Origin of the sequence: Pseudomonas sp. FP2309 (genome assembly GCF_030687575.1) — a bacterium.
Taxonomy (GTDB): domain Bacteria; phylum Pseudomonadota; class Gammaproteobacteria; order Pseudomonadales; family Pseudomonadaceae; genus Aquipseudomonas.
Genome location: NZ_CP117439.1, coordinates 4,018,132 through 4,043,137, shown reverse-complemented (window position 1 = coordinate 4,043,137; position 25,006 = coordinate 4,018,132). Strand labels below are relative to the sequence as shown.

20 protein-coding genes are annotated in these 25,006 nt (G+C 61.7%); 12 read left to right on the top strand and 8 right to left on the bottom strand.

The features are described 5' to 3' along the window. Positions 1-51: 51 nt before the first annotated feature. Together PSH59_RS18505 and PSH59_RS18500 are read left to right on the top strand one after the other, a co-directional pair. Entirely contained in the window at positions 52-945 is an 894-nt protein-coding gene (locus tag PSH59_RS18505; RefSeq protein WP_305393378.1) for a LysR family transcriptional regulator, read from the top strand. 143 nt (positions 946-1,088) lie between these two features. Further along, positions 1,089-1,211 (top strand): PA1414 family protein, encoded by a 123-nt coding sequence (locus tag PSH59_RS18500; protein ID WP_003193089.1) that lies wholly within the window; start codon positions 1,089-1,091, stop codon positions 1,209-1,211. Between the two features lie 132 nt (positions 1,212-1,343). Here PSH59_RS18500 and PSH59_RS18495 read toward each other — a convergent pair whose 3' ends face one another. Genes PSH59_RS18495 through speB form a run of 4 tightly spaced genes read right to left on the bottom strand, consistent with a single transcriptional unit; the run spans position 1,344 to position 5,665 of the window. After that, on the bottom strand, positions 1,344-2,726 hold the full coding sequence (locus PSH59_RS18495; RefSeq protein ID WP_248078018.1) for a sodium:solute symporter: 1,383 nt from the start codon (positions 2,724-2,726) through the stop codon (positions 1,344-1,346). Between the two features lie 33 nt (positions 2,727-2,759). Continuing rightward, positions 2,760-4,271: a cytosine permease gene (locus tag PSH59_RS18490; RefSeq protein ID WP_305393377.1), complete on the bottom strand. Its 1,512-nt coding sequence runs from the start codon at positions 4,269-4,271 to the stop codon at positions 2,760-2,762. A gap of 21 nt (positions 4,272-4,292) precedes the next feature. After that, positions 4,293-4,715 carry a nuclear transport factor 2 family protein gene (locus PSH59_RS18485; RefSeq protein ID WP_305393376.1) on the bottom strand — a complete coding sequence of 141 codons (423 nt, stop codon included), beginning with the start codon at positions 4,713-4,715 and terminating at the stop codon, positions 4,293-4,295. Next, positions 4,715-5,665, bottom strand: a complete 951-nt coding sequence (speB, locus tag PSH59_RS18480; RefSeq protein ID WP_003175388.1) for an agmatinase — start codon at positions 5,663-5,665, stop codon at positions 4,715-4,717. Before speB ends, PSH59_RS18485 begins: the two co-directional genes overlap by 1 nt. Positions 5,666-5,813: 148 nt before the next feature. Here speB and PSH59_RS18475 point away from each other — a divergent pair, with 148 nt between their 5' ends. The 8 genes from PSH59_RS18475 to PSH59_RS18440 all read left to right on the top strand — a co-directional run bounded on the left by PSH59_RS18475 (position 5,814) and on the right by PSH59_RS18440 (position 19,426). Then, positions 5,814-6,707 (top strand): LysR family transcriptional regulator, encoded by an 894-nt coding sequence (locus PSH59_RS18475; protein ID WP_017134867.1) that lies wholly within the window; start codon positions 5,814-5,816, stop codon positions 6,705-6,707. Positions 6,708-6,711: 4 nt separating this feature from the next. Next, a complete protein-coding gene (locus PSH59_RS18470) occupies positions 6,712-7,302 on the top strand; it encodes a tRNA-uridine aminocarboxypropyltransferase (RefSeq protein WP_305393375.1) in 591 nt (196 codons plus the stop codon). A 73-nt stretch (positions 7,303-7,375) separates the two neighbouring features. After that, positions 7,376-13,282, top strand: a complete 5,907-nt coding sequence (locus tag PSH59_RS18465; RefSeq protein WP_305393374.1) for an NEL-type E3 ubiquitin ligase domain-containing protein — start codon at positions 7,376-7,378, stop codon at positions 13,280-13,282. 106 nt (positions 13,283-13,388) lie between these two features. Further along, positions 13,389-14,291, top strand: a complete 903-nt coding sequence (cysM, locus tag PSH59_RS18460; RefSeq protein WP_305393373.1) for a cysteine synthase CysM — start codon at positions 13,389-13,391, stop codon at positions 14,289-14,291. Then, positions 14,291-15,643: a 23S rRNA (uracil(1939)-C(5))-methyltransferase RlmD gene (gene rlmD, locus PSH59_RS18455; protein ID WP_305393372.1), complete on the top strand. Its 1,353-nt coding sequence runs from the start codon at positions 14,291-14,293 to the stop codon at positions 15,641-15,643. The genes cysM and rlmD overlap by 1 nt, the downstream gene beginning before the upstream one ends. Positions 15,644-15,766: 123 nt before the next feature. Further along, entirely contained in the window at positions 15,767-18,013 is a 2,247-nt protein-coding gene (gene relA / locus PSH59_RS18450; RefSeq protein WP_248078004.1) for a GTP diphosphokinase, read from the top strand. An 8-nt stretch (positions 18,014-18,021) separates the two neighbouring features. Continuing rightward, complete coding sequence (mazG, locus tag PSH59_RS18445) at positions 18,022-18,855, top strand: nucleoside triphosphate pyrophosphohydrolase (RefSeq protein ID WP_248078003.1); 834 nt, start codon at positions 18,022-18,024, stop codon at positions 18,853-18,855. A 25-nt stretch (positions 18,856-18,880) separates the two neighbouring features. Next, positions 18,881-19,426 carry a DUF2058 domain-containing protein gene (locus PSH59_RS18440; protein WP_248078002.1) on the top strand — a complete coding sequence of 182 codons (546 nt, stop codon included), beginning with the start codon at positions 18,881-18,883 and terminating at the stop codon, positions 19,424-19,426. 167 nt (positions 19,427-19,593) lie between these two features. Here the strand turns inward: PSH59_RS18440 and PSH59_RS18435 are convergent, their stop codons facing one another. The 4 genes from PSH59_RS18435 to purM all read right to left on the bottom strand — a co-directional run bounded on the left by PSH59_RS18435 (position 19,594) and on the right by purM (position 22,481). After that, positions 19,594-19,782: a hypothetical protein gene (locus tag PSH59_RS18435; protein ID WP_305393371.1), complete on the bottom strand. Its 189-nt coding sequence runs from the start codon at positions 19,780-19,782 to the stop codon at positions 19,594-19,596. Positions 19,783-20,050: 268 nt separating this feature from the next. Further along, positions 20,051-20,764 carry a DUF3108 domain-containing protein gene (locus PSH59_RS18430; RefSeq protein WP_248078000.1) on the bottom strand — a complete coding sequence of 238 codons (714 nt, stop codon included), beginning with the start codon at positions 20,762-20,764 and terminating at the stop codon, positions 20,051-20,053. 8 nt (positions 20,765-20,772) lie between these two features. Further along, entirely contained in the window at positions 20,773-21,423 is a 651-nt protein-coding gene (purN, locus tag PSH59_RS18425; protein WP_305393370.1) for a phosphoribosylglycinamide formyltransferase, read from the bottom strand. Continuing rightward, complete coding sequence (gene purM / locus PSH59_RS18420; protein ID WP_248077998.1) at positions 21,423-22,481, bottom strand: phosphoribosylformylglycinamidine cyclo-ligase; 1,059 nt, start codon at positions 22,479-22,481, stop codon at positions 21,423-21,425. The genes purN and purM overlap by 1 nt, the downstream gene beginning before the upstream one ends. A gap of 355 nt (positions 22,482-22,836) precedes the next feature. On the opposite strand from purM, the gene PSH59_RS18415 reads away from it, so the two are divergent. Together PSH59_RS18415 and PSH59_RS18410 are read left to right on the top strand one after the other, a co-directional pair. Continuing rightward, entirely contained in the window at positions 22,837-23,877 is a 1,041-nt protein-coding gene (locus PSH59_RS18415) for a DUF2066 domain-containing protein (protein WP_248077997.1), read from the top strand. A gap of 36 nt (positions 23,878-23,913) precedes the next feature. After that, complete coding sequence (locus PSH59_RS18410; protein WP_248077995.1) at positions 23,914-24,987, top strand: AI-2E family transporter; 1,074 nt, start codon at positions 23,914-23,916, stop codon at positions 24,985-24,987. Positions 24,988-25,006 lie beyond the last annotated feature (19 nt).

Sequence of the window (25,006 nt, the reverse complement as noted above, 5' to 3'; positions counted from 1 at the left end):
TTCTGTAAAAATGAATAATAGTGATTAACTTGTTCAGTTTTGGAGAAAGCTATGGAGTTCAGTCAATTGCGCATTTTCCAGGCCGTGGCGGAAGAGGGCTCCATCACCCGTGCTGCTGAGCGCCTGCATCGCGTGCCGTCCAACCTGTCGACCCGGCTCAAACAGATGGAAGAACAACTCGGTGTCGACCTGTTCGTGCGCGAGCGCCAGCGCTTGCAGCTGTCTCCCGCCGGCAAAGTGTTGCTGGACTACAGCACGCGCCTGCTGGCGCTGCACGACGAAGCCCATGGTGCGGTTCAGGGTGGGCAGCCGGCCGGCGACTTCGTGCTGGGCAGCATGTACAGCACCGGCGCGGTGCATTTGCCCAAGCTGCTGGCGCGTTATCACAAGGCCTACCCGATGGTGAACTTGCAGGTGCAATCGGCCCCCAGCGGTGAGCTGCTGGAAGGGTTGATCACCGGGCGTCTGGATGCAGCATTCGTCGACGGTCCACCGAGCATTGCGACGCTGGACGGCGTGCAGTTATGCGAGGAAAAGCTGGTGCTGATCTGCGAAGCCGATCATCCACCGGTGCGCGGTCCTCAGGATGTGATCGGACGCTCGGTATTCACTTTCCGACGCAGTTGCGCCTATCGCGCACGCCTGGAAAGCTGGTTTTCCAACGAGCGAGTGGCCATGGGCCGGGCGATTGAGATTGAATCGTACCAAGGCATGCTAGCTTGTGTGATCGCCGGGTCCGGCGTGGCGATGATGTCCCAATCCATGCTCGACAGCCTGCCAGGCAGGGGCAGCGTGTCCGTTCATCCGCTGACAGGGCAATTTGCCACCGCGACCACCTGGCTGATGTGGCGAAAGGGTATGCTCGGCGCTAACCTCAACGCGTGGATAGAACTGCAGCAAGACGGCCAGGCTGCGCTGCTCGAAGACACACGGGCCATCGCCTGATTGATCCGTCAGCATTTGGATGGATTCTGTAATAGTTCGTTGTGGTTTCGTTCAAGCAATACGTAGGACTTAGGGCTACTATCAGTGTAGGAAAAGGCGACAGAACTTGCGCCTACCAGCATTACCCTCAAAGGGGGCAAACCATGAAAGAGAAAATCCAAAACTGGCTCCACGACCTCGGCGTAGCGCTGGGCCTGATCGAGCCACCGCTGCAACCTGTGCCGATTCGCACGGATGATGAGCAGCGCCGTCCCCGCCGCAGGTAAGGTAACGCCTGACGCGCTTCTGCGATTGCAGCCTTGCGCGTCTGCGCGTCAAGGGAGTGCGTGATACCTCGGCGCGTACGCGCCGTTGAACGCACCCCTCTGGTATCCCATCCCATGGGATCCTCCTGTGCCTCACGCCACCCGAGTCGCCGCCGCCTCCGGCCTGCGCGACAGCACACTCACCAGCACAAAGCTCACCAACCCCACCGCCAGGCTGTAGTAGATCGGCGTGTTCGCGTCCAAGCCATCCTTGAACATGAACACCAGTGCCGTCACAAAGCCCAACGTCATGGAGGTGATCGCTCCCGACGTGGTTGCACGCTTCCAGAAAATCGCCCCGATCAGCGGGATCAGCATGCCGCCCACCAGCAGGTTGTAGGCCAACGTCAGGGCGCTGATCACATCGTTCACCACCAGCGCGATACCCAGCACGGCGCAGCCGGTCAGCAGGGTAAACAGCCGGTTGACGCTCAGGCTCGACTGTTTACCGCCGCGCAAACGCGGCAGCAGGTCTTCGGTGAGTACGGTGGAGGCCGCCAGCAAACCGGCGCTGGCGGTGGACATCATCGCCGCCAGTGCGGCCGCGATCACCAGGCCACGAATGCCATCGGGCAGCGACAGTTTGACGATGGCGGCAAACGCGTTGTTGACGTTATCCAGGTCCGGAATCAGTACATGTGCCGCCATGCCGATCAGGGCACAAGCCAGGCCGTAGAGGATGCAGTAGAAGCCGGCGAAGGAGCCTGCGTACTTGGCGACTTTTTCGTCGCGGGCGGTGAACACCCGCTGCCAGATGTCCTGGCCGATCAGGATGCCGAAAAAGTAGATCATGAAGTAGGTAATGATCGTGTCCCAGCCGATTGCCGTAAAGTTGAAGCTCGATGCCGGCAGCTTGGCCACCAGTTCATCCCAGCCGCCGACGCGGTACAGGCAGATCGGCAGCAGGATAAACATCAGACCGACGGTCTTTATCACGAACTGCACGATGTCGGTCAGCGTCAGCGACCACATGCCGCCGATGGTCGAGTAGACCACCACCACACCACCACCGAGCAACACCGAGACCCAGAACGGCAGACCGAACAACACTTGCAGCACGGTGCCGATGGCGAGGATCGAGGTCACGCCGATCATCAGCGCGTAGGCCAGCATAATCACCGCGCTGGCCTGTCGGGCCATGGGGTTGTAGCGTTTTTCCAGCACCTGGGTGACGGTGAAAATCTTCAGCTTGAGCAGCGGCTTGGCCAGGAACAGGTTCAGCGCGATGATCCCGGCACCCAGCGCGGCACACAGCCAGAAGCCGGAGATACCGTGCACATAGCCCAGGCGCACGGTGCCGACGGTGGACGCGCCGCCCAGCACCGTGGCTGCCATGGTGCCCATGTACAGCGATGGGCCCAGGTTGCGGCCGGCCACCAGGTAGTCTTCGTGGGTCTTGGCGCGGCGCATGCCGTAATAGCCGAGCACGAGCATGCCGGCGGCGTAGATGAGTACGACGAATAAATCCAAAGCCATGACGGCGTGTCTCCGATTGTCTTTTTTATGAGGTCAGGCGGCGTGTGGCATCGCCGGTTTGGCGAGCGAGTCCTTGCACTGGCTGCGAGGGTCAGTCGGCCCATAGACAGAGGCCGGTTCCGGAAACAAGCGCAGCAAGGTCAGGTACACCACCGACGCCAACCCCAGCGTTACCGGCAGGCTGATATCGATGCCGTCGGCCAGGTTGCCCAGCGGCCCGACGAACTGCCCCGGCAGGTTGACGAAGCACAGGCCCACCAGCGCACTCGGAATCCACGCCCCCAGCCCGCGCCAGTTCCAGCCATGGCTGAACCAGTAGCGCCCGCCGGTTTCGCCACGGGTGAACACCTGCAGGTCATCCGGGCAATAGAAGCCGCGACGCACGATCAGGCCGATGATCATCATCACCATCCACGGTGTGGTGCAGGTGATGATCAGCACGGCGAAGGTCGACACGCTCTGCACCAGGTTGGCGGCGAAACGTCCGATAAAGATGAAGGCAATCGACATCACCCCAATCAGCAGCGTGGCCTTGACCCGTGACAGCAGGCGCGGAAACACGCTGGACATGTCCAGCCCCGTGCCATACAGCGCGGTGGTGCCGGTGGACATGCCGCCGATTACCGCGATCAGGCACACCGGCAGGAAGAACCAGGTCGGTGCCACGGCCAAGAGGCCGCCCACATAGTTGTTGGCCGCGATGTAGTCCGGTGCCTTGATCGCCACGATGGTCGCAGTGGCCAGGCCGAACAGGAACGGGATCAGAGTGGCGATCTGCGCTGCGATCACGGCCAGCATGATGCGCATTTTCGGCGTCTCGCGCGGGATGTAGCGCGACCAGTCACCGAGGAACGCACCGAAGGAAATCGGGTTGCTCATGGCGACCAGCGCCGCGCCGATAAACGCCGCCCAAAAGCCGGGTTGGCCGATGGCGACACTGCCGGCGAAGTGGCTGTCAAAGGCCGGCGCGAACGCAAAGATCCCCAGCAGAAACAGCAGGCTCGCGGCCCACACCGCAATGCGGTTGACCCACAGCATGAAGCGAAAGCCGTAGATGCACACCGTAAGCACAAGCAGGGCAAACACCGCGTAGGCCAGGCCCAGGGTCAGGTCGGTTTCCGGCAGGCCAATCAGACGTTTCGCACCGCCGACCAGTGCATCACCCGAACTCCACACCGACAGTGAGAAGAAGGCAATCGCCGTCAGCAGCGACAGAAACGAACCGACGATCCGCCCATGCACCCCAAAGTGCGCACCGGAAGACACGGCGTTGTTAGTGCCGTTGATCGGTCCGAACAGGCCCATGGGCGCCAGGATCAGCGCGCCCACCAGCACGCCCAGCACAATCGCCCAGACACCCGCCTGGAACGACAAGCCGAACAGCACCGGGAACGAGCCCAGCACTGCGGTGGCAAAGGTGTTGGCACCGCCGAAGACCAGCCGAAACAGATCCTTGGGGCTGGCGGTGCGTTCGTGATCCGGGATCTGTTCGACCCCGTTGGTTTCTATTTTGCGAATACTGTTTGGGTTGTTTTTATTATTCATGATCAGCTCCGATCACATTGGCTAAGGGGGCGGCAGCCCTTCCGGCATACCGGACAAATGTTCGTGACAGGCCAGCCACAGGCCTTGTTTTTGTTGTGTGCCAGACCCTTGCCGTCTGAAGACAATGGTCTCGCGTTCCTGGCTAAAGAATTGCTCCCCGTTCATGCGCAGCTCGGTGGCCACGTCATGCACAAAAATCGCCGCGTCACCCTGTACGCTGACAAACGCGTTGCTTGAGGTGCACGACAGCACCTCGAAGCCCTCGTCCCGGCGCCAGCTGTCCCACAACGCCTGGTAGGCATCGCGGCTGAGCAGCGGCTGGGGGAGGGTGTAAAACACAAAGCTGGCATCGGCCGTGAACGCGCCGAAGTAGGCCGCGCGGTCATTGCGGGTGAAGGCCGCTACCAGATCGGCGGCGGCCTGCACCACCTCCTGCGTGCTCATCAGCGATGCGCCACGCCGGGCAGTACGCAAAGCATCTCGTACAGCAGGTTGGCGCCGAGCAGCGAGGTGTTGCCGGTGGTGTCGTAGGGCGGCGAAACTTCTACCAGATCGCAACCAATCAGGTCGAGGCCCTGGCAGCCACGGATGATCTCGATCGCCTGGATGGTGGTCAGCCCGCCGATTTCCGGGGTGCCGGTGCCGGGTGCCCAGGCTGGGTCGATGCCGTCGATATCAAAGCTCAGGTACACCGGGCCGCCGCCGACCTTTTCGCGCACTTCGGCCATCAGCGGGGCGAGGGAGTGATGCCAGCATTCTTCGGCCTGGACCACGCGAAAACCCTGTTTGCGGCTCCAGTTGAAGTCTTCGGCGGTGTAGCCCTGGGCGCGCAGCCCGATCTGCACCACGCGATCACAATCAAGCAGACCCTCTTCGACGGCGCGGCGGAAGGTGGTGCCGTGGGCGATTTTCTCGCCGAACATGTGGTCGTTGACGTCGGCGTGGGCATCAATGTGTACCAGTCCGACCTTGCCGTGTTTCTTATGGATCGCCCGCAGGATCGGCAAGGTGATGGTGTGGTCGCCGCCGAGGGTCATGGGGATCACATTGTGCTCGAGGATCTCGTCGTAGGCCTCTTCGATGATGCGCACGGCGTCGAGCAGGTTGAAGGTGTTGATCGCCACGTCACCGATGTCGGCTACCGACAGCGAGTCGAATGGCGCGGCGCCGGTGGCCATGTTGTACGGGCGGATCATCACCGATTCGGCGCGAATTTCCCGGGGCCCGAAGCGGGTGCCGGCGCGCAGCGAAGTACCGATGTCCAGGGGTACGCCGATAAACGCGGCGTCCAGGCCTTTGGCCGTTTGCAGGTGGGGAAGACGCATCATGGTGGCGATGCCGGCGAAGCGCGGCATTTCGTTGCCGCCCAGTGGTTGGTGGAAAATCTTGTCCACGGGAGTGCCTCATCGTTGTTGTGTTTATCAGGGGTCGATTCTGCGAAAAGCGCAGAGAGCGAAGAATCGGCTGGGGCAAATACTTAGTTCAGATTTTTCTAAACTATTACGGGCGGGTAGACTCCCCCGATCAACCCCGGAGCCGACCATGGCCAATGCCTTGCCCGACCTGAAACTCCTGCGCATCTTCGTCAGCGTCGTGCGCCACCAGGGGTTCGCCAATGCCCAGCACGAACTCAACCTGTCCACATCGGCGATCAGCACCTATATGAGCCAGCTCGAATCGGCGCTGGGCCTGGTGTTGTGCCATCGCGGTCGCGGCGGCTTCAGCCTGACCAGCAAGGGCGAGTTGTTCCACCAGGAAACCTTGCGCCTGCTGGGCGAGCTCGAAGGCTTCGAGCAATACGCCGCCGCGCTCAAAGGCGAGCTGCGCGGCACCCTCAAGCTCGGCGTGCTCGATTCGACCGTCAGCGACAAGGCGCTGCCGTTCGCCGAGGTGATCGGCGCCTACAGCCTGGAACACCCGGCGGTGCACCTGCATCTGTCGGTGATGAGCCCCTACGAATTGCAATTGGGTGTGCAGGACAATCGTCTGGACCTGGCCATCGGCGCGTTTTCCAACCGCATGAGCGGGCTGATCTACATGCCCCTGTACCGAGAGCAGCACTGGTTGTATTGCAGCACGCGGCATCCGTTGTTCAACGAGCGGCGCATTCCCGAACAGGTGATCACCCAGCAGCGCATGGTCGGGCGCGGTTACTGGAGCCAGGCGGAATTGGCGCGCCACGGGTTCAAGCACAGCGCGGCCACGGTGGAAAGTATGGAGGCGCAACTGATCCTGGTGTTGTCCGGCGCCTATATCGGCTACCTCCCCGAGCACTACGCCCAGGCCTGGGCCGACAAGGGCGACCTGCGCGTGCTGCTGCCGGCGACCTTCGGCTACCAGGCGCCGTTCTCGATGATCATGCGCCGTGGGCGCAGCCGCGAACCGCTGATCCAGACCTTCCGCGACTTACTCAAAGCCCAGCTCAATCAGGCCTGAAACCATGTCCAGACCCCAATGCTGCCGTTGTCTCAGGCCCATCACCCATTGCCTTTGCGCGCTGATCCCCAGCCTCGACAGCCGCACCCGCGTGTTGCTGTTGCAGCATCCGAGCGAGGTCAACCATGCGCTCAATACCGCGCGGTTGGCGGCGCTGGGGCTCAACAATGCGCAGTTGCTGGTGGGCGAAGTGTTCGATGACCTGGCCACGTTATTGAACCCGCCGGGCTATCAGGCGCGGCTGTTGTTCCCGGCCGATGACGCCCAACCGCTTTGCACCTACGCGTCCAGCGAGCAACCACTGTTACTGGTGGTGCCTGATGGCACCTGGCGCAAGGCGCGCAAGCTGCTGCATCTCAATCCGCTGTTGGCGGCGTTGCCGAGGGTCACCCTGGCCGCGGGTAGCGTCTCCCGTTACCGCCTGCGCAAGGCGCCGGGGCCGGGCGCGTTGTCGACGGTGGAGGCCATTGCGCAGGCGTTGCAGGTGTTGGAAGCACCGCGTTCGTTCGAGGCGTTGCTCGCCCCGTTCGAAGCACTGATCGACGGGCAGATCGCGGCGATGGGCCGCGCGGTTTTTGAGAAAAACCACACGTGATGCAGCGCGCTACATAGCTACCGGTGTGCTGGAATGCGGCGGGATAGGCTGACCTTTTTTCAGGAATAGAGAAATGGTCGAACCGCTTACCCCCGCCGTCTCGGATGACCCGCTGTCGGTGTTCATGGCCCAGCGTCGCGAGCCCGTGATGGCCGCTGCCGAGTGGTCTGTCCTGCAAACCCTGGATGTGCAGCGCGCCAAACTTGGGCGTTTTCTCGAAAGGCTCGACGACCAGGAAAAGCTCGAGTACGTGCGCCTGCAGAAAGCCTGGATCGATGCGCAGAGCGCCCAGGAGAAAGCCATTGGCCAACTGACTGAACTCTTCCAGCACCAGGCGTTGGCGTTACTTCGCAGCGAGCTGAAAACCCTGACTGGCGAGGAGGTCGATCCCACCGCCGCGCGGATACACACCCGTTACCTGCAGCGCTCGGACCGGGTGCGCCGTGCCGCCCAGGATGACGAGGTGGTGAAAGTCGCCAGTATCACGCTGTGGGACGCCGCGTGTATGAACTACGACGGCCTCACCGGTTGGAGTTACCCCGGACGCACCGGCCTGGCCGACGCCAGTTACCTGGACCCTGGCATTAACGCCAGCGCCGGGGATTTCATCGCGCTGGTGCGCCGGCTCGATATCGGTGGGCAGCTCAAAGCCCAGGTCGATCAGGCGCTGCAGCCTGGCGGCGTGCTGGGCACGCTGATGATCGCGCTGGCGCGGGCGGAATTTGAGTTTGCCCTGATAGACGCGCATAGAAGCGGCGGGGTCTGCCGTATCGACAGGCAAAAATACCAGTGTGTCAGACGGGCGCTGACAGGGGAGGTGCCTTGGGGTCGGGTGGAAGAGATGCGGTTGTTCATCCCCTATGGTATCGACAGCTACAGCTGGGTGCCTCAGAACATTGGCTTGACCGGGCAATACGTGGGCGCTCCCCCAGGGGACAGCCTGAACATTCCCCACATCGTGTTTGCCGTCGATGGCTGCCCGGGGGCCTTCAGCTTTTTCCCGAACAGGCCTGGCGGAGCGATGCGTCACCACGACAGCCATCGCAAGGCCTGCGAGGAATTTCATGTGCACTTCCAGGCCTTCTACCGCTTGGGAGAGGTCGATTGGCTGTACCAAATGATGGCGTTGCGTGACTGCGCCCGTCTGAAAAAAATCGCCCGATCCACCCCGCCGCCCCGCAACCTGCAGGGGTTCGCCAAATTAATCCACTCCCTCGCGCAATCGATCCCGAGGATCGACGGCATCAAAAGCATCGGCTACGTGCGTGACGAGGTGCACAAGGTGCCGGTCGTGAGCCTCAACGATTTCTATATCGAGCGCTGCCGGGCCAACCTGCAGGAGCTGGCCAATGAAACGCCGGGCTTTATGCCGACCGTGATCGAACTGTTCCAGACCCTGATCAATGAAATTCTCAACCTGTTGTTGATCCCGGTTCCCGGTGCGTTGAAAGGCTTGGGGCGGGTGCGTGCGTTCGCAATGTTCGTGGCATTGGAGCAATCGTTTCGCGAGGGGGCTTACCAGGCGCTGCAAGGTGAGTCCGGAGAATTGCTCCAGGGCTTCACCGACCTGGCTGATTTACTGATCAGTGGCCGGTTGCATACGCGTCTGGCCCTGAGCGTGCAGCGTCGCCATCAGCGGTTGCATCGTCGATTGGCGCAAATGCCTGGCGCTGTGGCTGCGCCGCAGTCTTTGACAAGCCCGCAACTGCTTGAGCGCATGCTGGGCAGTCAGGAAGCGCCCGCCCGGCAACTGGAAGCGCTGCTTGAGACCAGCAGCACCTCGCGGGAGGTGTTGAACCGGGTTTGGGACGGTGCGCCGCCGTCAGCTTCACTGGTCGAGGCGGTGCAGCGGTTCAGGGCCGACACCTTGATCGAGTGGGTGGCGGGCGGTGCCGATTTGACGGCGCCGGTGCCGGTCGGTGCCGTTGACGTGATGGCGCCGTTGCTTACCCAGTTGGAACGCTGGCCGGTGGATACGTCGTTGAGTATCAGGAACGCCCAAGGCCTGGAAATACGCCGCTACAGCAAGGATGGAGGGCAACCGACGACGCAGACGGTGAGCGTCAGCGTGCTGGAAAACTATCAATTCGCCTATGCCGAACCGCGTCGACTGAGCGTCCATTTGCCTCAGGCGATCGAGGCCCTGTTGCCGGATATTTTCGCGGCGGATGGGCCTACGCTTCGCCAACAACTGGCGGCGTTGGCCCAGGCCGTGAAAGTCGACTTGTTCGATGCGCTGACGCAGTTTGCCGACGCCACCCGAGCCCAGGCTGAGGGGGCCGCTGCCTCGGTGCGTCGATTGTTGCCGGACAGCGTGGGTGATGACCCGGCGGTGCCGGCGGTGATCACCCAATTGCAGGCGCTGCACCCCGGCCTGAGTCGGGCACGGCTGCTGGATGTACTGCGCGAACACCCGCTGTCCGAGCATCAACAGACGCAACTGCTGTTTTCGCAACTGCAACCCGAGGCGCTGTATAACGCCCTGCGTGCCGCCCGCCAGGTGGCCCGCCGAGAGACCCTTATCGATGGGCTCTTTAATCCGCGTCGCTTCGACCGGCAAACCCAACGCTGGGTGGCGCAACTTGCCCCTGACTTGGTGCGCGACCTGACGGGCCAGGGCTTGGTGGTGTGCGGCGCCGACCAGGCAGTGCCGTATGTTTCTAAAGGCCCATGGGACCGAACGATCGTCGTGATCGATCAGCGCCGCGGGCGGTTTTCAGTGTTTGACCACCGTACCTCGCGTACCGGAGCGGTGTTGGCCGGTGTCGACAGTTTTTATGAGGCTGTGGTGAGCCAACTGACCGAACGCAATCTGCTCCGGCTTGGGCAGAACGCCAGCCAGGCGATCAGCGAGCTACGGTATCGGGTTGCCCGCACCCTGCTGCGCAATCGTGCACCGCAGGGTGCGTTTTTTCTGGGGCGACGCGAGATTGCTGCCTACGCCAGCACCGCGCCGCTCGAGCTTTCCGAGCCCGATGCCCTGGGTCTTTACCCTTCGCAAACCGACCACTACGTGTTTATCGAGGGCATGAGTTTCAAGGTAGATCAGGCCGGGCCGCTGCAACCCTGGCGTATCCGGCACCCGTCGCTGATCAATGCCTATGCACCGCTGTTGACTCATAACGGCGTTGGCGCCTGGCGGCATGAATGGGAAAACCCGCTGACCTGGGACGGGCAGCAACCGTTTTACCGCTTGGGCCCCAGGGTGCGTGGTTTTTCACCGGATGCCATCGAACAGATTCAGCAGATCAGCGGTGTGACGGCAGCCATGCTGCGCCGCGTGCATGTGCGCAATGAGCGTCCACCCATAATGCTGCTGGACACCCTCGAACGCTTCAATGCTCATCAACGGGTCAAAGCCGGGGTGGACGTTGGGCGGGACTTTTTCGATGAACTGCTGGGGGAGGTCGGCCCCGACAAGGCGGACGCGCTGGTGGGGCGTGCAGGGGTGGGGCGTGCCGATCAGGTGACGGTGCTTGAAAGCAAGGTCGAACTCGATCAGGCGCAAATGGAACGCCTTTTTTTCAAAACGCTGACGCACAAAAGCGCGCTGTCGTCCGAGCCGTTGGGGCAGGTGATACAGCGCGATTTTCCCGCTTTGACCGCGGCTGTCGTCGACGACATGGTACGCGCGGCTACCGCGATGGAACGCCAAAGTCTGGAGGCGGGGCGCGTGCCGTTGAGCATGATGCGCACCGTGCGTTGGTGGTTGCGGTACCTGCGCAAAAACCGGGCGATAGAGGGGGTGTATCTGTCGGCAGCGATGAATGAGGACAGCGCCAGGTTGATCCTGCACACCTTGCCGGACATTCAGGGCTGGCCGGGTGATTTACGTGTCGAGGTGTGGGAAAGAGGGCGCCTGATTGACAGCATCGGCCCCGTCGACACCACGCAAGTCCGAGTGCTGGAGCCCATTGCCGCGCAGTACCAGGCGTATATCCCCGGCGGCAAGGATGGCGGGCAACCGACGGGCGACCCCGGTGCTTTCCTTGCTGTGCTGTTAGACCTGCTTACGCCCGCCGAACGTGAGGCGTTCGGGTACGCTCACCCAGGCGCCATCGAAGAGCTTACCGCGCAGATTGGCCACCGTTTGACCCGTCATGGGGCGTTTGCAGACACGCTGCTCGAAATAAGTCGGCACCCCTGGTACAACCCGCCGCGTCGCCTGGCTGACGGGCGGATCGGCTATCCCTTGAGCGGCGGTGACGAACTGGGACCGGTAGACCGTGAACAGCTGGCCCGGTTGCGCCAATTGTTTCCGGCCAAGACCGATCGGCAAGCGCTCGAATTACTGGAGAACCTCAGCGATTCGGTACGCGAGCGGGACCAGGCGATTGGCTTTTTGTTCAAGGAACGGGAGGTCATGGATAACGCGCTCGAGCGCTGGCGTGCACGAGGAGTGATCACCGAGCAGGCGGCGCGCCATGAAGCCGCCGAGCGTATTCGGCGCTGTTGGCGTAAAGAGGACTCCAGCCGCGGCGTACCCTACGAGTTGAATCTTGATGACCTGGCTTTGAACGACCTGCCGCAGCTGGGGGCGTACTTTGGCCACGTCAAAGTGATGAGCCTTAAAAGTAACCAGCTGACGACCGTGCCGAGCGGTTTTCTGCGGTGTTTTCCGCAAGTTCGCTGGATCCTGCTTGATCACAATCATTTGGAGCACTTGCCCTTGGGGTTGGCCCAGTTGCGCTATTTATCGCTGCTGAACCTCTCCAGCAACCGGATCAAACCACGGCTCGGTGATGTGACATTGCTGTCTGAGTTGACCAGCCTGGTAAAACTGGACTTATCAAACAACCCGTTGCGGCTGGGGCAGCATTTGAACCTGTATCCGTTGGTGAACTTGCGCGTGCTCAACCTGCGTAACACCCAGTTGGAGCACCTGCCTCGCGGGGCCGTCACCCTGAGAGCGCTTGAGGTGTTCGATCTTCGCGACAACCGAATATCGGTATTGACCAGTCATGACCTGTACCTGTTTGCGAATGTCCATCGCGGCATGAATTTGCACGGCAACCCCCTGTCTCAGGGCTCGCTCCAGTTGCTGCGACGTTACCGTGATCAGCCAGGGCAATCGGATATTTACTTTGGCTTGAATGGTGACCTAGCGTCAGCGCGCGCACGGCCAGACCGCTGGCTGGCGGTGTTGTCTGTCAGTGAGGTTCCTCGTCATCAGACGCTGTGGGAGCAGTTGCAGCAACGCCCGATGTCCGAGCATTTCTTCGCGCTGTTGAACAACATTGCGGATTATCCATTGCTCACGACGCCAGGATATCGGGCGCTGCGAGAGGACCTGACACGCCGCGTGTGGCAGTTGATCGAGAGCGCCAACGAGAACGAGTTGTTGGCCTTGACGTTGTTTCAGCATCGGTTCGAGCACCATCGAGGCGCCGATGGCTGGCTGCTGTCCTTGAATGACCTGGAGCTCAAGTTCCTGCCCATCCAATTGCTTGCGCGTGCGCCAGGCGCGCAGGCCGCGCCGGTGTTGAACTGCTTTCGCGCGTGGCATCGGCTCAAGGCCATTGAGGCGATTGTGCTGCGTGCCGATCCCGAGCAGTCCTGGCGCCTGGCGAGCAGCCGTATGCTTGCCTGTCGCATCGCGTTGTCGGCGAGCCTGGATCTGCCCCTTGGGTTTCACGAGCGACTGGACCGAGCGCTGCAGATACCGGATTTGGGCGCGTTCGCCACGATGCGCCAGCGGGTGATGGCGGCGCATGCGCAGCACGACTGGCCCGCATTGCTGGCACAGGAGGAGTATTGGGTGCAGTTTCTGGAGCGCAACCATCGCGCGCGTTTCGAGGCGCGTCTGGGCCAATACGATCGAGAACTGGAAGAGGCGCTGGCGCAGGTGGAAAGCGGAGAGATGGCCGAAGGTGATTACCTGCTGCGGGCGAGCAGCGTTCAAGTGTCACGGGCCAGTGCGGCGAATACCTTGATCGCGCAATTGACGGGGGAGGAGTGGCAGCGGTTTACCAGCGGTTGATCGGCGCTTATTCCTATAAGCCATAAGCACCGCACTTTGCGTGATATGGCCCGTCGATCTTTCCCGGTATGATGTTCGCCCCCGCAGTCTGGATTGCGAATACGCCATGACCTTGCAGTACCCAACAATCGCCGATTGCGTCGGCAATACACCCCTGGTCCGCTTGCAACGCATGGCGGGTGAGACTAGCAACACCCTGTTGCTCAAGCTCGAAGGGAACAACCCGGCCGGCTCGGTAAAAGACCGCCCGGCGCTGTCGATGATCACCCGCGCCGAGTTGCGCGGGCAGATCAAACCCGGCGACACCCTGATCGAAGCCACCTCGGGCAACACCGGGATCGCCCTGGCCATGGCGGCCGCGATCAAGGGTTACAAGATGATCCTGATCATGCCCGACAACTCCAGCGCCGAGCGCAAGGCCGCGATGACGGCGTATGGCGCCGAACTGATCCTGGTCACCCAGGAGCAGGGCATGGAGGGCGCGCGCGACCTCGCCGAGCGCATGGCCGCCGAAGGCCGTGGCCAGGTGCTGGACCAGTTTGCCAACGGCGACAACCCGCAAGCGCACTACACCTCCACCGGCCCGGAGATCTGGCGCCAGACCCAGGGCACCATCACCCATTTCGTCAGCTCCATGGGCACCACCGGCACCATCATGGGCAATTCGCGCTACCTCAAGGAGCAGAACCCGGCGATCCAGATCGTCGGCCTGCAACCGATGGAAGGCGCGGCGATCCCTGGCATTCGCCGCTGGCCCGAAGAGTACCTGCCGAAGATCTACAACGCGGCGCGGGTCGATCGCATCATCGACATGGCCCAGCGTGAAGCCGAGGACACCACGCGCCGCCTGGCCCGTGAAGAAGGCATCTTCTGTGGCGTGTCCTCCGGCGGTTCTGTGGCGGGGATGTTGCGCTTGTCCAAAGAAGTGGAAAACGCGGTGATCGTCGCGATCATCTGTGACCGAGGCGACCGTTACCTGTCGACCGGCATTTTTGACGAACCCAACTGATGGCCAAGCATGAGAGAGGCCTGCGCTTCCAACCGACGGGCGGCAGCCGGGCCCCACAGATTCCAGTGGGCAAGAAACAACGCCTGACCATCGAACGCCTGGCCAACGACGGCCGGGGCATCGTGTTCTTTGAAGGGCGCACCTGGTTCGTCAATGGCGCGCTGGCCGGCGAAGACGTCGAAGCGCGGGTGCTGGGTACCCACGGCAAAGTGGTCGAGGCCCGCACCGAGCGGGTGTTCAAGGCCAGCGAACTGCGCCGCCCCGCACCTTGCGCCCATGTTGGCCGCTGCGGGGGCTGCAGCGTGCAGCACCTGCCCCACAACGAACAACTCGCCCTGAAACAGCGCATGCTTGCCGAGCAACTGTCCCGTGTGGCGGGTGTCGAACCGCAAGAGTGGGCCGCACCGCTGAGCGGCCCCGAATTCGGTTACCGACGTCGCGCCCGTGTGGCGGTGCGTTGGGATGCCAAAGCGAAAACGCTGGAGGTGGGCTTTCGTGCCGTGGCCAGCCAGGACATCGTCGCCATCGATGATTGCCCGGTGCTGGTACAGGCCTTGCAACCGATCATGCAGCGTCTGCCGAACATGTTGCGGCGCTTGAGCAAACCGCAGGCGCTGGGGCATGTGGAATTGTTCAGTGGCTCGTCCGTGGCCGTATTGTTGCGGCATATGGCGCCGCTGTCCGAGGCGGACCTGCACATACTCAAAGAATTTTGCGTCTTCCATGACGCCCAACTGTGGCTGCAGGGTGAAGGCCGGCCGGAACCGGTTGCGCCTGAGCTGGCCCTGGGCTTGCGCCTGGAGACATGGGATCTGGAGCTGGCCTATCGGCCTGGGGATTTCGTGCAGGTCAACGCCGGGGTCAATGAGGCGATGGTTGCCCAGGCGCTGGCCTGGCTGGCGCCGCAACCCGATGAGCGGGTGCTGGACCTGTTCTGCGGCCTGGGCAATTTCGCCCTGCCGCTGGCTCGCCATGTGCGAGAAGTGCTGGCGGTGGAAGGCGTACAGACCATGGTGGACCGCGCGGCACTCAACGCCGTCAGCAACAATTTGCATAATGCGAGGTTTTTTCAGGCCGATTTGTCCCAGCCTTTGACTGACGCAGAATGGGCCAAACAGGGCTTTTCTGCGGTACTCTTGGACCCACCTCGCGAGGGTGCCCAGGAGGTTGTGCGCAAGCTCGCCACACTGGGGGCCAAGCGCCTGGTGTATGTGTCCTGCAACCCGGCCACGCTGGCGCGGGACACGGTTGAGTTGGTCAGGCAGGGCTACCGGCTAAAACGTGCCGGGATCCTCGACATGTTTCCGCAGACAGCGCATGTCGAGGCCATGGCGTTATTTGAAGCGGGCTAGGATGCCCGTTTAATCCGACTGGCCTGCGTTCTCCAAGGCCTATGAGCTGCCACGGAGATCGCAGTAAAAAGGTCGGCGATGATTTTGGCGCACCGAAGGTGCGTCGTAGGGAAGGTAAGCAAGATGGTACAGGTGAGAGCACACCAGCCGATCAACACTGACGGCAGTATCAATCTCGAGGCATGGCTGGATCATGCCATCAGTGTCGACCCGGCACTGGACCGTGAAGCCTTGAAAGCAGCCTGCGAGTTCGCTCGTGAGTCTGAGCAGCAAGACAACGCGGCGAAGAACCTGTGGGCCGAAGGCACTTCCAGCTTTCGCACCGGTCTGGAAATCGCCGAGATCCTCGCCGATCTCAAGCTGGACCAGGATTCGCTGATCGCCGCCGTGCTCTATCGCGGCGTGCGTGAGGGGCACATCCCGTTGGCCACGGTAGGCCAGCGATTCGGCTCCGTGGTGGCCAAGTTGATCGACGGCGTGCTGCGCATGGCCGCCATCAGCGCCAGCCTCAGCCCGCGCCAGTCCATGGTGCTGGGCACCCAGGGCCAAGTGGAGAACCTGCGCAAGATGCTGGTGGCGATGGTCGACGACGTGCGCGTCGCGCTGATCAAGCTGGCCGAGCGTACCTGTGCGATCCGTGCGGTGAAGACCGCCGATGACGAAAAGCGCAACCGCGTCGCCCGCGAAGTCTTCGATATCTACGCACCGCTGGCCCACCGCCTGGGCATTGGTCATATCAAGTGGGAGCTGGAGGACCTGTCCTTCCGCTACCTCGAGCCCGATCAATACAAACAGATCGCCACGTTGCTGCATGAGCGGCGGCTCGACCGCGAGCGCTTTATCACCGACGTGATGGGCCAGTTGCGCGCTGAACTGCAGGCCACCGGCGTCGACGCCGACATCAGTGGCCGCGCCAAGCATATCTATTCCATCTGGCGCAAAATGCAGCGCAAGGGCCTGGCCTTCAGCCAGATATACGATGTGCGCGCGGTGCGCGTGCTGGTGCCGGAAATGCGCGACTGCTACACCGCGCTGGGCATCGTCCACACCCTGTGGCGGCACATTCCCAAGGAATTCGACGACTACATCGCCAACCCCAAGGAAAACGGCTATCGCTCGCTGCACACGGCGGTGATCGGCCCCGAGGGCAAGGTGCTGGAAGTGCAGATTCGCACCCACGCCATGCACGAAGAGGCTGAGCTGGGCGTGTGTGCGCACTGGCGCTACAAGGGCACCGACGTCAAAGCCGGGTCCAACCAGTACGAAGAGAAAATCTCCTGGTTGCGCCAAGTGTTGGAATGGCACGAAGAACTCGGCGACATCGGCGGCCTGGCTGAACAGCTGCGGGTGGATATCGAGCCGGACCGGGTCTACATCTTCACCCCCGACGGCCACGCGATCGACTTGCCCAAGGGCGCCACGCCGCTGGACTTCGCCTACCGCGTGCACACCGAAATCGGCCACAACTGCCGGGGCGCCAAGATCAATGGGCGCATTGTGCCGCTCAACTACAGCCTGCAGACCGGTGAACAGGTCGAGATCATCACCAGCAAACACGGCACGCCAAGCCGTGACTGGCTGAACCCGAACCTGGGCTACATCACCACCTCGCGGGCGCGGGCAAAGATCGTGCACTGGTTCAAGTTGCAGGCGCGCGATCAGAACGTCGCCGCCGGCAAGACCCTGCTCGAGCGCGAATTGGCCCGCCTGGGCCTGCCTCAGGTGGACTTCGACAAGCTGGCCGAAAAGGCCAACATGAAGATCGCCGAAGACATGTTCGCAGCCCTCGGTGCCGGCGACCTGCGCCTGGCGCAGTTGGTCAACCTGGCCCAGCAACTGGTCGAGCCGGAGCGCGGCAATGAACAGCTGGAACTGATCCCGCGCAAAGCCACTGGCTACAAGCCCGGCAAGCGCGGCGATATACAGATCCAGGGGGTGGGCAACCTGCTGACGCAAATCGCCGGTTGCTGCCAGCCACTGCCGGGCGACGCGATCGTCGGCTACATCACTCAAGGCCGTGGCGTGAGCATTCACCGCCAGGATTGCGCCTCGGTGCTGCAACTGGGCGGACGTGAGCCGGAGCGGATCATCCAGGTCAGCTGGGGCCCGGTGCCGGTGCTCACCTACCCGGTGGACATCATCATCCGCGCCTACGATCGTTCCGGTTTGCTGCGTGACGTGTCGCAAGTGCTGCTCAACGAGCGGATCAACGTGCTGGCGGTCAACACCCGCTCGAACAAGGAGGACAACACCGCATTGATGTCCCTGACCATCGAGATCCCGGGGTTGGACGCGCTTGGGCGGCTGCTGGGGCGGATTTCCCAGTTGCCGAACATCATCGAGACCCGGCGTAATCGCACACCATCATGAGTAGCCCGATGTATTCGCTTGAAGACCTGCTGCACCTGATGAACCGCCTGCGGGACCCGCAATACGGGTGCCCGTGGGACATCAAGCAAACCTACGCCAGCATCGTGCCGCACACCCTGGAAGAAGCCTATGAAGTGGCGGATGCCATTGAGCGTGGCGACTTCGATCACCTGCAAGGTGAACTGGGCGATCTGTTGTTCCAGGTGGTGTATTACAGCCAGTTGGCGCGTGAAGAAGGGCGCTTTGAGTTTGCCGGGGTGATCGACAGCATCACCCGCAAGTTGATCCGTCGTCATCCGCACGTATTCCCCACCGGCGATCTGTATGCACCGCTGGATATCCCGCAACTGAGCGAAGAACAGGTCAAGCAGCGCTGGGAGCAGATCAAGGCCGAGGAGCGCGCAGAAAAGTCCGACGCTCCGGAGCAGCTTTCCCTGCTCGACGATGTGCCAGGCGCCTTGCCGTCTTTGTCCCGTGCCGCCAAATTGCAAAAGCGCGCCAGTCAGGTCGGTTTCGACTGGCCCTCGGCGTTGCCGGTGGTGGATAACGTGCGCGAAGAGTTGGGTGAAGTACTCGAAGCCATGGCCGATAACGATGCGCTGGCTATTGCCGATGAGGTGGGTGACCTGCTGTTTGCGGCGGTCAACCTCGCTCGTCACCTCAAGGTCGACCCGGAAACAGCGCTGCGCGGCGCCAATGCCAAGTTCGAACGACGTTTCCGATTTATCGAACAGGCATTGCGCGACACCCAGCGTCCCATGGAAGATTGCACCCTCGAAGAGTTGGACGCCCTGTGGGGCGAAGCCAAACGTCAGGAAAAGAACGTGTCCAGCTGCGGTTGAGCAGTTGCCTAAGTGAGTAAGCACCATGAGCCTTTCCCTTCGCGACCAGTTGCTCAAAGCAGGTCTGGTCAACCAAAAGCAGGCCAAGCAGGTCGGCAAAGAGAAACAAAAGCAGCAGCGTCTGGTCCACAAAGGCCAGGCCGAGGCGGATGACACCCAGGCGCGCCTGGCCCAGCAAGCGCACGCCGAGAAGGTCAAGCGTGACCAGGAGTTGAACCGCCAGCAGCAGGAAAAAGCCGAGGCCAAGGCCCGCACGGCCCAGGTCAAGCAACTGATCGAGACATCGCGCCTGCCCAAGCTGACCACCGAGGACTACTACAACTTCGTGGATGACAAGAAGGTCAAGCGCCTGTCGGTCAACACGCTGATGCGCAACAAGCTGAGCAACGGCTCCCTGGCGATCGTGCACCACGGTGGCGGTTACGAAGTGATTCCGCGCGAAGCGGCGTTGAAGATCCAGGAGCGCGCACCGGAGCGTATCGTGCAGCTCAATATCCTGACGGAAAGCCAGGTGCCGGATGAGGACGATCCGTACGCGGCCTACCAGATCCCGGATGACCTGATGTGGTAAGGCATTAAAACGTCGCTGCAGCGCGCCTGCTGACTGTACTGAGTGGGCTTGCTGCGGTGAGCGGGCTTGCCCCGCGCCGGGCTGCGAAGCAGCCCTGAACATACAAACCCCGCTCAAAAGGCGGGGTTTGTGTTTTCAGGCAGCGAAGGCCTGGGTATTCGGATAATTCAGGAGCTTTGTGTCTGGCGTTTCATCTCAAGCGATTCAAGTTCGTTCTTGTAGTTATGAGCATCGCTCTCATTGTGGAACATGCCGACCAGCAGGTCTTGTTGATAGACATCCCAGATATGAATCCCATGGCCCAAGGCTTCGTGGGACATATGTTCGTCGTCGCGCTCAGTTACTTTTACAGTCATCTGCTTGCTCCAATCTCTGGTTGATCTGCGGCAAGTCGTCGCAGGCCTTTGTTATATGTTTGGTTAGCTTGCTAAGTAAACCGGTTTTGCGTGCAACAATTTATTGCAGGAAATGCAACAGCGCCGCAGGCCTTGTAAACCGTGGGTTTGGCTCGCCGGGTATTGGGTTTTATGACAAAAGTTTCATGTGTTGCGCGGGCAATTCCCAACCTTCAGGCGAAAAAAAGCCCCGCATTTCGCGAGGCTCTTGTTCAGCACATCAGCGTCATTAGTTGCCTTTGACAGCCTTGCCGTCAACGGTACCGTCCTGCAGCATGATGTTGTATTCCTTGCCGTCGGTTTCTACCTGACGCAGGGCGACCAGGATGCCGCCCTGATCCTTGGCAAACCACATCTGGGTGATGCGCTTGCTTTGGGTCGGGTCACGCACGCGCTCGACCTTGATTGCATCGATGGAGCCGACCTTGGTCTGCACTTTCTCAGGGCCAATCACGCGGAAATCGTAGGTGTCGACGTCAGTGCCTTCAACCACGTTGTAGCTCATGCTCTTCTTGCCTGCCGCCACATCGCGCTGCAGCGCCAATTGGTAGGTTGACTTGTCGAGCATGCCGCTTTGCAGGGGCACGTTGACCGCGTCTTTGTTCTCAAACCCGGTGACTTTCTTGGCGCTCTGGTCGAAGTCCAGGTTGATCTTCTTGGCCTTGCCCAGGCCACCGCGTTCGAAGGTATAGCTCTTGGGTTGCAGGGTGTCCTTGTCAAACAGGATCACGCTGGTTTCGGTCAGGCTGGCGATCATCATGGAGGCCTTGAAATTCAAGGTCCAGGTGCCGTCGCCGTTCTTGGTCAGGCTGCGCTCAGCCGAACCACTCATGGGCAACTGTTTCCAGTCGGCGGTGTAGCTGGCGGAGAAGGGGTGAAGGTCCGCCGCTTGCACCGCAGGCAAGGCAAACAGAGCAAAAGCGAAGAGCAAGGCGCGACGCATAAAATCTCCTAGGTTCGAATCAAGTGGCCGCTGGCCGCGAGTAACTGACCGTCCAATAATGCACCCTGATCACCAAGAATCAACCGCCCCTCGGCAAACCAGCGTACGGCCAGCGGGTAAATCCTGTGTTCCTGGGTATGCACCCGTTGCGCAAGCGTCTGCGCCGAGTCGTCAGACTGTACCGGAACCACTGCCTGTACGACCAGAGGCCCGCCATCGAGTTCCTCGGTGACAAAGTGCACGCTGCAACCATGCTCGCTGTCACCGGCTTCAATCGCGCGCTGGTGGGTGTGCATGCCCTTGTATTTGGGCAGCAGGGACGGGTGGATATTGAGCAGGCGCCCTTCGTAATGCCGCACGAAATCAGCGCTGAGGATGCGCATGAAGCCGGCCAATACCACGAGTTTGGGGTTGAACGCGTCGATCAGTTCGACCAAGGCGGCATCGAAGGCTTCGCGGCCGTCGAACGCCTTGTGATCCAGTGAGCGGGTTTCGATACCCGCATCGCTGGCACGTTGCAGGCCGTAGGCGTCGCTGCGGTTGGAGATCACCGCAGCGATACGCACCGGGCTGTCGCCGGTGCGCGTGCTGTCGATCAGGGCCTGCAAGTTACTGCCGGTGCCGGAGAGCAGCACCACGACATCACAGGTCTGGGACATCAGTGAGCCTTGAGGTTCTTCAGTTCAACCTGCGCAGCGCCTTCAGCGGCGGTGGCGATCTGACCGATGACCCAAGGCTGCTCGCCAGCTTCACGCAGGACGTTCAGCGCGGTGTCTACGTGCTCTTGCGCCACGCAGATGACCATGCCCACGCCGCAGTTGAGTACGCGGTGCATCTCGGTTTCGTTGACGTTGCCTTTCTCTTGCAGCCAGTCGAACACGGCAGGACGCTGCCAGCTGGCCACGTCGACAATCGCCTGGGCGCCTTTTGGCAGTACGCGCGGGATGTTGTCCAGCAGGCCGCCGCCGGTGATGTGGGCCATGGCTTTGACGGCACCGGTGTCCTTGATCAGCTTGAGCAGGGGCTTGACGTAGATGCGGGTCGGAGCCATCAGCAGGTCGGTCAGTGGCTTGCCGTCGAGCTGGATGTTTTCGATGTCGGCACCGGACACTTCGATGATCTTGCGGATCAGCGAGTAGCCATTGGAGTGCGGGCCGGACGATGGCAGGGCGAGCAGGGCGTCACCGGCGGCCACTTTGGAACCGTCGATGATCTCGGCTTTCTCTACAACACCGACGCAGAAACCGGCCAGGTCATAGTCTTCACCTTCGTACATGCCAGGCATTTCAGCGGTTTCGCCGCCTACCAGCGAGCAACCCGACAGTTCGCAACCGGCGCCAATGCCGGTCACTACCTGGGTAGCGGTTTCGACGTTGAGCTTGCCGGTGGCGTAGTAGTCCAGGAAGAACAACGGCTCGGCGCCGCACACCACCAGGTCGTTGACGCACATGGCCACCAGGTCGATGCCGATGCTGTCGTGTTTGTTCAGGTTCAAGGCCAGGCGCAGCTTGGTCCCCACGCCGTCGGTGCCGGAGACCAATACCGGCTGTTTGTAGCCGGCCGGGATTTCGCAGAGGGCGCCAAAACCGCCCAGGCCGCCCATGACTTCGGGGCGCGCAGTGCGCTTGGCGACGCTCTTGATGCGTTCGACCAATGCTTCACCGGCGTCGATGTCTACACCGGCGTCCTTGTAGCTCAGGGAGGGTTGCTTGCTCATGATCCAGGCCTTTAGGGGGGATTTCTGGGTAACGACCGAGCGGGCAGGCGCTTTTGGTAAAAGGCCCAGCCGTTGACGGTCTGCGAAGGCGCGCGATTTTATCAGGCTTGAGGGGCAGCGGCCATCCTCGGGCCGACGGGCAGGGCCATATAGGCTAAAAAGCCGGTTAAAAAAATGCTAATCGGCTCTGCTTCGGGCCGTATTAAGGTATAGCCTTGGTGCCGCTATCGTTGTGACAGCATGAAAACTTATCAGGACCCTGTGAGTGTTTTGTCGGTGGCCGTGGTCACAGCCTTGGCAAACCGAGTTCATGCGGTCTGTTCCAGCCGCTAAATTTGTCGTTCGGGAATCTTCCATGCGTCTGTGTAATGTGTTTTTTGTGGGCTGCTTGTCATTGGTCAGCCTGGCGAGTCATGCCGAAACCCTCAATGGCCTGTATCAAGTACTTGAACCGGTCAGCAGCCAGTCGCCGCAAGAGCGCGACCAGGCGACCCAGCGCGCCGTGCAGACGATGGTGATCCGCCTGACCGGCGACGCCAAGGCCGCCGACGGCCCCGGTCTGGCGGCGATTCGCAAGGACCCGCAGCAAATCATCACCCAATACGGCTACGACGCCGGCCCGCCCGAGAGCCTGCAAGTGGACTTCGACCCGGTCAGCACCGACCGCGCCCTGCGTGACGCCGGGCTGTCGATCTGGGGCAGCAATCGGCCGTCGATTCTTGGCTGGTGGCTGAACGATTCCACGGAAGGCAGCAGCCTCGTAGGCGATGGTCAGGCCGTCGCCCAGGCCCTGCGCCGCGCCGCCCAGCACCGTGGCCTGCCGTTGCGCCTGCCCCTGGGCGACCTTGATGAGCAGGTGGTCGCCACGGCGCCGAACCTGGAGAGTGCCGACGCCACCCCATTGCGCGCCGCGTCCGAACGCTACGGCGCCGATGCGTTGCTGGCTGTACACGCGCGCCAGGAAGGCAGCCAATGGCAAGCCAAATGGCGGCTGTGGCTGGGCGACAAGAGCGAGCAGGGCACCGCCCAGGGTGCGGATACCGGCGCGGTGGCCGATGCGGTGATGCTGGCGGTCAGCCAAAAGCTGGCGCCGCGTTTTGCTGTCAAGCCGGGCGTGAGCACCGAGCAATTGCTGGAAGTGCAGGGGATGACTCTGGAGCGCTATGCGGCGCTGGGTCATTTGCTGGAGCCGTTTGGGGGCCAGCCGCTGCGGGTGGATGGCAATCGCATTGTGTATCGCGTCAACGGCAGTGCCGATCAGTTGCGCAGCCAATTGAGCCTGGCGAAGTTGCAGGAGATCCCGGCCGGTGAGGCACAGGCTGCGCAGCCGGTCGTTGAAGGCGCGCAACCGGCCGCTGCACCCGAACCACAGGCGCAACTGCGTTTTCGTTGGTAACAGTTCTTTCTATATATAGAAGCGATGGAGTGGTTTATGGCGGATACGCGTCGTTGGGTGTGGCTTGGCGGGATCGTCCTGCTGTGCGTTTTTGTGTTCTTGCTGCATTCGATCCTGACGCCGTTCCTGGTTGCGCTGCTGCTCGCCTATCTGTTCGATCCCGTGGTGGATCGCCTGGAGAAAGCCGGCTTGTCGCGGACCCTGGGCGTGGTCGCGGTGTTCGCACTGTTCACCTTGATCATCACTGTCTTGGTGCTGGTGTTGGTGCCGATGCTGGCCAAGCAACTGTTTCGCCTCTATGAGCTGGCGCCGCAGATGCTCGACTGGCTGCAACACACGGCGATGCCGTGGGTCCAGGCCAAACTGGGGCTGTCGGATGGTTTCTGGAGGTTCGACAAGGTCAAGGCGGCGATCAGCGAGCACATGGGCCAGACCACCGATATCGTCGGTGTGATCCTCAGCCAGGCCACGGCGTCCAGCCTGGCGCTGATCGGTTGGTTGACCAATCTGGTGCTGATCCCGGTGGTGGCGTTCTACCTGCTGCGTGACTGGGACGTGATGATGGCCAAGATCCGCAGCCTGCTGCCGCGTAACCGCGAGGAGCGCATCGTGTCCCTGGCAGGGGAGTGCCATGAAGTGCTCGGGGCATTCGTGCGCGGTCAATTGCTGGTGATGCTGGCCCTGGGGATCATCTACGCCGCCGGCTTGATGGCGATTGGCCTGGAGCTGGGGCTGTTGATCGGCCTGATCGCCGGTCTGGCGGCCATCGTGCCGTACATGGGCTTTGTGATCGGCATTGGCGCGGCACTGGTGGCCGGGTTGTTCCAGTTTGGCGGCGACCTGTATCCGATGCTCGGTATTGTCGCGGTGTTCATGGTCGGCCAGGCATTGGAGGGCATGGTGCTCACGCCATTGCTGGTGGGCGATCGAATCGGTCTGCACCCGGTGGCGGTGATCTTTGCGATTCTGGCCGGTGGCGAGTTGTTTGGCTTTACCGGGATCCTGCTGGCATTGCCGGTGGCGGCGGTGATCATGGTGCTGGTGCGCCATGTGCACGATTTGTACAAGGATTCCGAGGCATACACGGGCGTCGAAGACCCTGAGTTGTAATCGCTCCCCCCACAAACCC

Bases quoted from the DNA above. Each gene is read 5' to 3' on its own strand.
- PSH59_RS18505 (WP_305393378.1), top strand. From the start codon at position 52: ATGGAGTTCAGTCAATTGCGCATTTTCCAGGCCGTGGCGGAAGAGGGC.
- PSH59_RS18500 (WP_003193089.1), top strand. From the start codon at position 1,089: ATGAAAGAGAAAATCCAAAACTGGCTCCACGACCTCGGCGTAGCGCTG.
- PSH59_RS18495 (WP_248078018.1), bottom strand. From the start codon at position 2,726: ATGGCTTTGGATTTATTCGTCGTACTCATCTACGCCGCCGGCATGCTC.
- PSH59_RS18490 (WP_305393377.1), bottom strand. From the start codon at position 4,271: ATGAATAATAAAAACAACCCAAACAGTATTCGCAAAATAGAAACCAAC.
- PSH59_RS18485 (WP_305393376.1), bottom strand. From the start codon at position 4,715: ATGAGCACGCAGGAGGTGGTGCAGGCCGCCGCCGATCTGGTAGCGGCC.
- PSH59_RS18475 (WP_017134867.1), top strand. From the start codon at position 5,814: ATGGCCAATGCCTTGCCCGACCTGAAACTCCTGCGCATCTTCGTCAGC.
- PSH59_RS18470 (WP_305393375.1), top strand. From the start codon at position 6,712: ATGTCCAGACCCCAATGCTGCCGTTGTCTCAGGCCCATCACCCATTGC.
- PSH59_RS18465 (WP_305393374.1), top strand. From the start codon at position 7,376: ATGGTCGAACCGCTTACCCCCGCCGTCTCGGATGACCCGCTGTCGGTG.
- cysM (WP_305393373.1), top strand. From the start codon at position 13,389: ATGACCTTGCAGTACCCAACAATCGCCGATTGCGTCGGCAATACACCC.
- rlmD (WP_305393372.1), top strand. From the start codon at position 14,291: ATGGCCAAGCATGAGAGAGGCCTGCGCTTCCAACCGACGGGCGGCAGC.
- relA (WP_248078004.1), top strand. From the start codon at position 15,767: ATGGTACAGGTGAGAGCACACCAGCCGATCAACACTGACGGCAGTATC.
- mazG (WP_248078003.1), top strand. From the start codon at position 18,022: ATGTATTCGCTTGAAGACCTGCTGCACCTGATGAACCGCCTGCGGGAC.
- PSH59_RS18440 (WP_248078002.1), top strand. From the start codon at position 18,881: ATGAGCCTTTCCCTTCGCGACCAGTTGCTCAAAGCAGGTCTGGTCAAC.
- PSH59_RS18435 (WP_305393371.1), bottom strand. From the start codon at position 19,782: ATGACTGTAAAAGTAACTGAGCGCGACGACGAACATATGTCCCACGAA.
- PSH59_RS18430 (WP_248078000.1), bottom strand. From the start codon at position 20,764: ATGCGTCGCGCCTTGCTCTTCGCTTTTGCTCTGTTTGCCTTGCCTGCG.
- purN (WP_305393370.1), bottom strand. From the start codon at position 21,423: ATGTCCCAGACCTGTGATGTCGTGGTGCTGCTCTCCGGCACCGGCAGT.
- purM (WP_248077998.1), bottom strand. From the start codon at position 22,481: ATGAGCAAGCAACCCTCCCTGAGCTACAAGGACGCCGGTGTAGACATC.
- PSH59_RS18415 (WP_248077997.1), top strand. From the start codon at position 22,837: ATGCGTCTGTGTAATGTGTTTTTTGTGGGCTGCTTGTCATTGGTCAGC.
- PSH59_RS18410 (WP_248077995.1), top strand. From the start codon at position 23,914: ATGGCGGATACGCGTCGTTGGGTGTGGCTTGGCGGGATCGTCCTGCTG.